Source organism: Spirillospora sp. NPDC029432, from assembly GCF_040703975.1.
In the GTDB taxonomy this organism is placed as follows: Bacteria; Actinomycetota; Actinomycetes; order Streptosporangiales; family Streptosporangiaceae; genus Spirillospora.
Genome location: NZ_JBEZWH010000056.1, coordinates 43968 through 52951, shown reverse-complemented (window position 1 = coordinate 52951; position 8984 = coordinate 43968). Strand labels below are relative to the sequence as shown.

The following is an 8984-nucleotide window of genomic DNA, read 5'->3' as shown; positions in this document are numbered from 1 at the left end:
GCACCCCCCGCTGGGGGACTTCGTCCCCCAGGCCCCCTTTGGGCTTCGCCCTTGCCCAACCCCGGGGTCCTGTGGAATCCGGGGTCCTGGAAGGATTCGCGCATGGACCCCCACGACCCCCACGACCCCCTGGCGCGGCTGCGGGTCGCGGCGGCGCGGCGCGAGCGGGCGGGGCTGCGGCGGCGGCTGCGGGCCCGTACCGGCGACCATGACGGGCTCATCGACCTGGCCTCCAACGACTACCTCGGGCTCTCGCGGGATCCGCGGCTGATCGAGGGGGCGACGGCGGCGGCGCGGGAGTACGGGACGGGGTCGACCGGGTCGCGGCTGGTCACCGGGACGACCGGGCTGCACGCGGAGCTCGACCGGCGGCTGGCGGCGCACGCCGGCAGCGCGGCGGGGCTCGTGTTCTCCTCCGGCTACCTGGCCAACCTGGGCGCCGTGGCGGGGCTGGCGGGGGCGGCCGATCTGGTGGTGTCCGACCAGGTCAACCATGCCTCGATCGTGGACGCCTGCCGGCTGTCCCGGTCCCGGGTGGTGATCGTTCCGCACCGGGACGTGGCGGCGGTCGAGCACGCCCTGGCCGGACGGGACGAGGAGCACGCGCTCGTCGTCACCGACGCCGTCTTCTCCGTGGACGGCGACCTGGCGCCGCTGGCCGAGCTGCACCGCGTCGTACGGGCCCACGGCGCCCTCCTGGTCGTCGACGAGGCGCACGCGCTGGGCGTCGTCGGCGAGCGGGGGCGGGGCGCCGCGCACTCCGCGGGGCTGGCCGGGGAGCCCGACGTGGTGCTGACGCTGACGCTGTCCAAGGCGCTCGGCTCCCAGGGCGGCGCCGTGCTCGGGGCGCCTGAGGTGATCGAGACGCTGGTGGACACGGGGCGCGCGTTCATCTTCGACACGGGGCTGAACCCGCCCGCCGTGGGCGCCGCGCTGGCGGCGCTGGACGTCCTGGACGCGGAGCCCGGCCTGCCCGCCCGGGCCCGCGAGCGGGCCCGGCGCATGGCGGAGATCGCCGCGGGGCTGGGGCTGGAGACCACCGAGGAGCCCGCCGCCGCGGTCGTCCCCGTGTTCCTGGGAGAGCCGGAGGCGGCCGTACGGGCCGCGGAGATCTGCGCCGAGGCGGGGGCCAGGGTCGGCTGCTTCCGGCCGCCGTCCGTCCCGAAGGGGCGCGCCTGCCTGCGGCTCACCGCCCGCGCCACCGTCGGCGAGGCGGACCTCACAGCCCTGCGCGGGGCTCTGTCGGCCGTCGCCGGGCTGCACCGACCATAATCTTCATAGTTAACATCGGGGACAACCGATGATGAACGTGAGGAGAGACCGTGACGGAGGTCAGGGGCGGGCCCCGGCACGGGGGCGGGTACGAGCGCGCGCCGCTCGGCGACATCGGCAAGCACCACTCGGTCCAGGCGCCCCGCATCCCCAAGTACTACAAGCTGAAAGAGCTGCTGGTCGAGCTGATCCAGTCGCTGCCGCCGGGCAGCCCGCTGCCGCCCGAGCGCACGCTCGCCGAGAAGTACGAGACGTCCCGCACGACCGTCCGGCAGGCCCTGGCCGAGCTGGTCATCGAGGGCCGGCTCCAGCGCATCCAGGGCAAGGGCACCTTCGTCGCCAAGCCGAAGGTCTCCCAGGAGCTCCAGCTGGTCAGCTACACCGAGGACATGCGCCACCACGGCCTGCGCCCGGAGACCCGCATCCTGGAGATCGGGTACGTGTCGGCGGACGAGCGGCTGGCGACCCTGCTGGGAATCCGGCCGGGGGGCCGGGTGCTGCGGATCCACCGCCTCCGGCTGGCCGACGGCGAGGCGATGTCGATCGACACCTCGCACCTGCCGGCCCGCCGCTTCCCCGGCCTGCGCCGCGAGCTGCCCCGCCACCACTCGCTGTACGAGACGCTGGCCACCGCGTACGACGTCCACCTCACCGAGGCCGAGGAGACGATCGAGACCGTCCTGGCCACCCCGCACGACGCCCAGCTCCTGGCCGTCGACGTCGGCCTCCCGCTGCTGCTGCTGTCCCGGCACGCCTTCGACGCCACCGGCCAGCCCGTCGAGTGGGCCCAGTCCCTCTACCGCGGCGACCGGTACAAGTTCATCACCCGGCTGCGCCGCGACTGAGCCTCAGAGGGTCCTAGAGGGTTCTAGAGGGTCTTGGAGAGGGCCTTGATGGGCATCTGGAGCTCGCTGAGGAGGTCCAGGTCCTTCTCGGCGGGGCGGCCGAGGGTGGTCAGGTAGTTGCCGACGATGATGGCGTTGATGCCGCCGAGCATGCCCTCGCGGGTGCCGAGGTCGCCGAGGGTGAGCTCGCGGCCGCCGGCGTAGCGCAGGATCGTGCGGGGCAGGGCCAGCCGGAACGCGGCGATGGTCTTCAGCGCCTCGGGGCCCTCGACCAGCGGATGGTCGGCGAACGGGGTGCCGGGACGCGGCGCCAGGAAGTTCAGCGGCACCTCGTCGGGCTCCAGCTCGGCCAGCTGGCCGGCGAACTCGGCGCGCTGCTCGACGGTCTCGCCCATGCCGATGATCCCGCCGCAGCACACCTCCATTCCGGCCGCCTTGACCATGCGGAGGGTGTCCCAGCGCTCCTCCCAGCTGTGCGTGGTGACGACGCTGGGGAAGTGCGAGCGGGCGGTCTCCAGGTTGTGGTTGTAGCGGTGGACGCCCATGGCGGTGAGCTCGTCCACCTGCTCCTGGGTGAGCATGCCGAGCGAGCACGCGATGTTGATCTCGACGGCCGCGTTGATGGCGTCGATCCCCTCGCGGACCTGCTTCATGAGCCGCTCGTCGGGGCCGCGTACGGCGGCGACGATGCAGAACTCGGTGGCGCCGGTCTTCGCGGTCTCCTTGGCCGCCTCCACCAGTTCGGGGATGTTCAGCCAGACCGCGCGGACCGGGGAGGTGAACTGGCCCGACTGGGAGCAGAAGTGGCAGTCCTCGGGGCAGCCGCCGGTCTTGAGGGAGACGATGCCCTCCACCTCGACCTCGGGGCCGCACCAGCGCATCCGGACCTCGTGGGCGAGCGCGAGCAGTTCCTCGAGCCGGTCGTCGGGCAGCGTCAGGCACTCCAGGACCTGCTCGCCGGACAGGCCGCGGCCCTCCTCCAGCACCTGCCGGCGGGCCGTTTCGAGGATGTCGCTCACGGATTCTCCTTTGTGGGGTGGCTTCACGTTAGGGGGTCGTGGTCGGCCCGGAAGACGGCGGGGTCGAACGTCCCGCCGAACGGGGGCGCCAGCGCGGCGTGCGCGGCGAGCAGGAACTCGGCGGGTTCGAGGGAGCCGGCGCCGGCCGGGAACGCGCCGGCCAGCGGGCGGGCCGCGATCGTCTCCAGGTCGCGGACGTTGCTGCGCATGGCGAGGTCGGGCTTCTCCGGCCACTCGCCGATGACGACGCCGGCGGGCTGGACGCCGCGGTGCGCCATCGCCTCCAGCGTCAGCGCCGTGTGGTTGAGCGTGCCGAGGTCGGGACGGGCCACCACGACGGCGGCCGCGCCGAGCCAGCGGGCCAGGTCGGCGACCGTGGTCCCCTCGTCGTCGTAGCGGACGAGCAGGCCGCCGGCGCCCTCGACCAGGACGAGGTCGCGGGACTCGGCCAGCGCGTGGACGCGTTCGGCCGCGTCGGTGAGGCGGAGCGGCGGCAGGCCCGCGTGCCGGGCGGCCGCGGCGGGCGACAGCGGATCGGGGAAGCGGGCGTACTCGTGCAGGTCGGCCACGCCCGCGAGCCGGCGGACGTCGTCGAGGTCGCCGGGCTCGCCCGGCGCCGCCCCGGTCTGGCCGGGCTTCACCACGGCGACGGCGGCGCCGCGGGCCGCCGCCAGGGCCGCCAGTGCGGCGGTGACGATCGTCTTGCCGACGCCGGTGCAGGTCCCGGTCACCACGAGCACGCTCACGAGCGGCACCCTAGTACGGCGCCGCCGGGGCGGGCCCGCACGGAACCGACAGGGTTGACGGCCCGGTCTTTGTACGGCCGGGAACCGGTCAAGGGCGAGCGGCGTCCAAGCCTCATGGCCGATCCGTGCGTACGCTTCGGGAGCGTGGTGAATCGGGGGGTCGCCGTGGCGCTCACCGGGGCCGTGGCCCTGGTCGCGTGCGGCGGCGGGCAGGAACCGGCGCGGTCGGAGCCGCCGCGATCGGAAGCGGCACGGCCGGATCCGCCGCGGGACGACTCGCTCGCGCTGCGGTGGCGGATGACGGGCGGGATCGCGGGGCTGGGCGGGCCCGGGACCCTTCCGGAGTTCTCGCTGTACGCCGACGGGCGCGCGATCGTGCCGCTGAGGTCGAACGCCCCGGTCCCCGCGCTGCGGGAGTACCGGCTGCGGCCCGAGGCGTTGCGGAAGCTGCTGCTCGAGGCGCGCGCGGCCGGCCTGGACCGGTCGCGGACGCACGGCTCCGAGGCGCAGATCGCCGACGCGATGGTCCTCTTCATCACCATGGGCGAGGCGCGGACGCGGGTCGTCCAGCCGGAGGCCCAGCATGTCCCGGCGGTGAGCTTCTGGAAGCGGCTGGACCCCAAGGGATGGCCGCAGGCCGATCAGGCGGCGCCGCCGGCGGCGTACCGGGCTCCCCGGATCGCGGCGCTCGCCGGGGAGAGCCCCGCGACCGACGGCCGGCGGGTGTCGGACTGGCCCGTCGACCGCCCGCTCGGCGAGGGCGTGCGCGCCGCCGGCGGGCTCTGCACCGTCTACACGGGCGAGGACCGCGACACGGTGTTCAAGCACATCGCCACCGCGATGGACGACCGCCGCTGGCGCAGCGGCGGCAGGCTCTACTCCGTCCGCCTGCGCCCCATGCTCCCCGACGAGAGGACCTGCGAGGACATCACCCGGAGCTGACGCCGGAGCCGGCCGGTCACTCCAGTTCGGCGGCGACCTCGCGGGCGGTGGCGGCGAGGTCGGGCGGCAGCTGGTCCAGGCGGTCGTCCAGGTCGTCGGCGAAGCGCAGCCGGCCGAGGCCGGACGGCGCCGGCACGGCCTCGGGCATCCACGCGGAGTGGATCAGGAACGGCAGCGTCGTGCCGCGCGGCGGCGCCAGCACGGCGACGGGGCCGCGCGACACGTCGGCCGCGTCGAACAGCTCCACCCGGAACCGGTCGTCGTTGTGGACGGCGACGACGAGGTAGCCGTCATGCCCGCCGGGGTCGGTGCCCGCGTAGCGCGTACGGCCGGCGCCCCCCGGCGCGCGGGGGACGAACGACGGCGAGGTCGGGTAGTCGTCGAGCGCGAACGTCCATTCGGCGAGCGGCTTGAGGTCGTCGCGGTCGTGGGTGACCAGGACGGCGGGCGTCTCCTCGCGGGGGAAGAGGGCGGGATCGACGCGGCCGGCGTAGTTGTCCAGCGCGCGCCGGTTGACGGCCTCCGGATGGAAGCCGATGTAGACCAGGTGGTGGCGGGTGGGCGCGGTCTGCCCCTCCAGGCTCCAGTCGATCGCCGACAGCTCGGCCTGCCACCAGCGTTCCGGGTCGTACGCGCGGGCGCGCTCGGTCACCCGGCCGGTCTCGGGGTCGAAGCGCAGCAGGGTGGTGAGGGCGGGGCTCATGCCGTGGCAGTACATCCCGCGCAGGGCGGGGTCGACGGGCCGGCCGTACGCGTCGGTGTCGTCCTCCCGCAGGTACATGCCGATGTCGACGCCCGGCGTGTGCTCCATGACGACGTCGATCCCGGCGGAGTCGTCGTAGCGGGCGTAGAAGTGGTTGACCTCGGGCGCGATCCGGAACTCGGCGCAGCCGACGGTGTCGCGGGCGGGGTCGAGGTCGTCCTTGCGGATCAGCAGGACGGGGCCGTCGGGGTTGTTGGCTACGGTGCGCTCGCCGCCGAAGACCTCCTCCGGGTCGATCTTGTACGCGGTGTCGGCGAGCACCAGCCAGTCGCGGGTCTGCGTGATGGTGTGGGTGGCCTGCGGGAGCGTGGCCCCTTCGACGAGCCAGCGGCTGACGCGGCTGCCGGTGCCGTCGTGGCGGATCACCGAGACGGCGCCGGTCATGACGTCCCGGCTGACCGTCCAGAGGCAGCCGCGCTCGGGGTCGACCACCGGGTGCGCGGACGAGGAGATCAGCGGCAGCACGGCCTGGTCGATCGAGGGCTTCCAGTCGTCGCGGTGCCCGACCTCGGCGACGAACGCGAGCGTGACCGGGTCGACCTCGACGGGGCGGCCGGCGTCCCAGGTGGCGAACAAGCGGTCGCCCCAGGGCAGCGGCGCGGTGTTGGCGCAGTTCACGAACCCCCACGGCGAGCTCGTCCCGACGGGACCGGCGGTGAAGAGGTCGGGGCGCTTGCGGCGCAGCCGCACGGACGGGGTGTCGATGACGCGGGCCCGCCACGGGAAGCGCCCGGCGGCGTCGGGCCGCAGCTCCAGCCGCGCCATGATCCCGTCGCCGAAGAACGCGTGCAGTGGGTGGGTGCGCTGGTCGGAGGTGCTGACGAGGAAATGGCCGGCGATGTCGTCCGGCCACGTTCCGGCGACGAGCTCGAAGTCGTGGTCGGTGACGTCGGCCTTGGTGAGGATCGAGCGGGGAACCGGCATGCGACCAATCAAGCGAGTCCCGCGAGCGTCGTCAAGACCCTAACTACTATGGAGTCCGGGGTGGTCCCCGGTGCTACGTTGCGTTCATGGAGCCTCGGCACGGCGGCGACGCCGTCATCTCGGTGGTACGGCGGCACGGCGTGGACACGATGTTCACGCTGTCCGGAGGGCACGTCTTCCCCATCTACGACGGAGCGGTGCGCGACGGGGCGTCGCGCGAGGAGCCGCGGCCGCGCATCCTGGACGTGCGGCACGAGCAGACGGCCGTGTTCGCCGCCGAGGCGACCGCGCGGCTGACCCGCGAGCCCGGCCTGGCGGTGCTGACCGCCGGCCCCGGGATCACCAACGGGGTCAGCGGCATCGCGACCGCCCACTTCAACGGCTCGCCGGTGGTCGTGCTCGGCGGGCGCGCGCCGCAGGGCCGCTGGGGCACCGGGGCGCTGCAGGAGCTCGACCATCCCCCGCTGGTCGCGCCGATCACCAAGCTGGCGGCGACGGCGGCCGGCCCCGAGACGATCGAGGCCGACGTCGAGCGGGCCTTCCGGACCGCCACCGAGCCGCACCGCGGGCCGGTCTTCCTCGACTTCGCCATGGACCACCTGTTCGGCCCCGCACCGGACGCGGCCGCCCCGGAACCCGCGGCCGCCGCACGGGCCGAGCCCGACGCCGACGCGCTCGCCGGCATCGCGGCGCTGATCGCCGAGGCCCGGCACCCGCTGCTCGTGATCGGCTCGGACGTGTGGATGGACCGCGCCGAGGACGCCGCCCGCGCGTTCGCCGAGGAACTGCGGCTGCCGGTCGTCGCCAACGGGCAGGGCCGCGGGATCCTGCCGCCCGGCCACGACCTGCTCGTCACCCGCGCCCGCGGCCGCGCGTTCAGCGCGGCCGACCTGGTGATCGTCGCGGGGACGCCGCTGGACTTCCGGCTCGGGTACGGGACGTTCGGCGGCGGCATGGCCAAGGTCGTCCATCTGGCGGACGCGCCGTCGCACCTGGCCGGGCACGTCGCCACGGACGGGTCCGCCGCGGGCGACCTGTCGCTCGTCTTCGGCGGGCTGGCCGAGGCGTGCGCCAAGGCGGGCACCGACCCGTCCTCGTACGCCGAGTGGACGAGCGGCCTGCGCGACGCGGCCCGCGCGGCGATCGCCGGCGACGCCGGCCTGCTGGAGTCCGCCGCCGACCCGATCCACCCGCTGCGGGTGTACGGCGAGCTGGCCAGGGTGCTCGACGACGACGCCGTGGTGATCGGCGACGGCGGCGACTTCGTCTCGTACGCGGGCAAGTACGTCGAGCCGAAGCGCCCCGGCGGCTGGCTCGACCCCGGCCCGTACGGCTGCCTCGGCACCGGCCCCGGCTACGCGGCGGCGGCGCGGCTGGCCCGCCCGGACGCGCAGATCGCGCTGCTGCTCGGCGACGGCGCCGCCGGGTTCTCGCTGATGGACGTCGACACGCTCGTCCGGCACGGGCTGCCCGTGGTCATGATCGTGGGCAACAACGGGGCCTGGGGCCTGGAGAAGCACCCGATGCGCGCCCTGTACGGCTACGACGTGGCCGCCGACCTCCAGCCGGAATGCCGGTACGACGAGGTCGTCCGCGCCCTGGGCGGGGCCGGCGAGCTGGTCACCCGGCCGGATGAGATCGGCCCGGCGCTGCGCCGCGCGTTCGACTCGGGCGTCCCGTACATGGTCAACGTCGCCACCGACCCCGAGGTCTCCTACCCGCGGAGCACGACCGGTGCCTGAGTCCTCCGTACGGGCCGCGGTGACCGTCCGCCCGGCCCGCCCCGACGAGTACGCGCTGGTCGGCGAGCTGACCGTGGAGGTGTACGTGCACGGCGGGCTGGTCCCGCCGGGCTCGTCGTACGTGCGCACCCTCGCCGACGCCGCCGACCGGGCCGCCAACGCCGAGCTGCTGGTCGCCGAGAGCGGCGGCGAGATCGCCGGCGCCGTCGCCTACTGCCCGCCGGGCAGCCCGTACCGCGAGCTGGCCGCGCCCGACGAGGGCGAGTTCCGCATGCTCGCCGTGCGGGAACGGGCCCGCGGCGCCGGGGCGGGCCGGGCGCTCGTGCGGGCGTGCGCCGACCGGGCCCGCGCGGCCGGGCTCATCGGGCTGCGCCTGTCGACGCAGCCCAACATGCGCACGGCCCAGCTCATGTACGAGCGGATGGGCTTCGTCCGCACCCCGGACCGGGACTTCTCCCCGGTGGCCGGGCTGACGCTGATGACGTACGCGCTGGCGCTCAGGCCGAGCTGAGCGTCCCGTGCTCGCTGCAGCGGGCGCTCCAGCCGGCCGGCGTCACCTGGACGACCATCCGGCGGCGGCAGCGCCCGCAGTAGCGCGGCGGCTCCATCAGCCGCGCGCCGCGGCACGCCTCGTGGTCGCCCTCGCGGGCGGGCCCGCCGCAGCGGTCGCAGTAGCTCGCGATAGCGCCGTTCGAGTCACTGCCGGAGTCGCTGTCGTTCACAGCCGGAAG

The 8984-nt window shown here is 74.8% G+C and carries 9 protein-coding genes; 5 read left to right on the top strand and 4 right to left on the bottom strand.

The features are described 5' to 3' along the window. Positions 1 to 102 precede the first annotated feature (102 nt). Both AB0881_RS31850 and AB0881_RS31845 read left to right on the top strand, forming a co-directional pair. The gene (locus tag AB0881_RS31850; protein WP_366622892.1) at positions 103 to 1272 is read left to right on the top strand and encodes an 8-amino-7-oxononanoate synthase; all 1170 of its coding nucleotides are present in this window, start codon (positions 103 to 105) and stop codon (positions 1270 to 1272) included. A gap of 50 nt (positions 1273 to 1322) precedes the next feature. Next, entirely contained in the window at positions 1323 to 2117 is a 795-nt protein-coding gene (locus AB0881_RS31845) for a GntR family transcriptional regulator (protein ID WP_366622890.1), read from the top strand. Between the two features lie 23 nt (positions 2118 to 2140). Here AB0881_RS31845 and bioB read toward each other — a convergent pair whose 3' ends face one another. Continuing rightward, a complete protein-coding gene (bioB, locus tag AB0881_RS31840) occupies positions 2141 to 3136 on the bottom strand; it encodes a biotin synthase BioB (RefSeq protein WP_366622888.1) in 996 nt (331 codons plus the stop codon). A gap of 23 nt (positions 3137 to 3159) precedes the next feature. Then, positions 3160 to 3882, bottom strand: coding sequence for a dethiobiotin synthase (gene bioD, locus AB0881_RS31835; RefSeq protein ID WP_366622886.1), 723 nt, complete (start codon positions 3880 to 3882; stop codon positions 3160 to 3162). Positions 3883 to 4026: 144 nt separating this feature from the next. Between bioD and AB0881_RS31830 the strand changes: the two genes are divergently transcribed. Continuing rightward, complete coding sequence (locus AB0881_RS31830) at positions 4027 to 4824, top strand: hypothetical protein (RefSeq protein WP_366622884.1); 798 nt, start codon at positions 4027 to 4029, stop codon at positions 4822 to 4824. 16 nt (positions 4825 to 4840) lie between these two features. On the opposite strand, the gene AB0881_RS31825 is transcribed toward AB0881_RS31830, so the two are convergent. Then, on the bottom strand, positions 4841 to 6511 hold the full coding sequence (locus AB0881_RS31825; protein ID WP_366622882.1) for a carotenoid oxygenase family protein: 1671 nt from the start codon (positions 6509 to 6511) through the stop codon (positions 4841 to 4843). An 86-nt stretch (positions 6512 to 6597) separates the two neighbouring features. On the opposite strand from AB0881_RS31825, the gene AB0881_RS31820 reads away from it, so the two are divergent. Both AB0881_RS31820 and AB0881_RS31815 read left to right on the top strand, forming a co-directional pair. Further along, complete coding sequence (locus AB0881_RS31820) at positions 6598 to 8253, top strand: acetolactate synthase (protein WP_366622880.1); 1656 nt, start codon at positions 6598 to 6600, stop codon at positions 8251 to 8253. Continuing rightward, entirely contained in the window at positions 8246 to 8764 is a 519-nt protein-coding gene (locus AB0881_RS31815; protein WP_366622878.1) for a GNAT family N-acetyltransferase, read from the top strand. Before AB0881_RS31820 ends, AB0881_RS31815 begins: the two co-directional genes overlap by 8 nt. Here the strand turns inward: AB0881_RS31815 and AB0881_RS31810 are convergent. Beyond that, complete coding sequence (locus AB0881_RS31810) at positions 8751 to 8975, bottom strand: hypothetical protein (protein ID WP_366622876.1); 225 nt, start codon at positions 8973 to 8975, stop codon at positions 8751 to 8753. The genes AB0881_RS31815 and AB0881_RS31810 overlap by 14 nt on opposite strands. Positions 8976 to 8984 lie beyond the last annotated feature (9 nt).

Excerpts from the sequence above, each read along its gene's own strand:
- AB0881_RS31850 (WP_366622892.1), top strand. The coding sequence starts at position 103 with ATGGACCCCCACGACCCCCACGACCCCCTGGCGCGGCTGCGGGTCGCG.
- AB0881_RS31825 (WP_366622882.1), bottom strand. The coding sequence starts at position 6,511 with ATGCCGGTTCCCCGCTCGATCCTCACCAAGGCCGACGTCACCGACCAC.
- AB0881_RS31820 (WP_366622880.1), top strand. The coding sequence starts at position 6,598 with ATGGAGCCTCGGCACGGCGGCGACGCCGTCATCTCGGTGGTACGGCGG.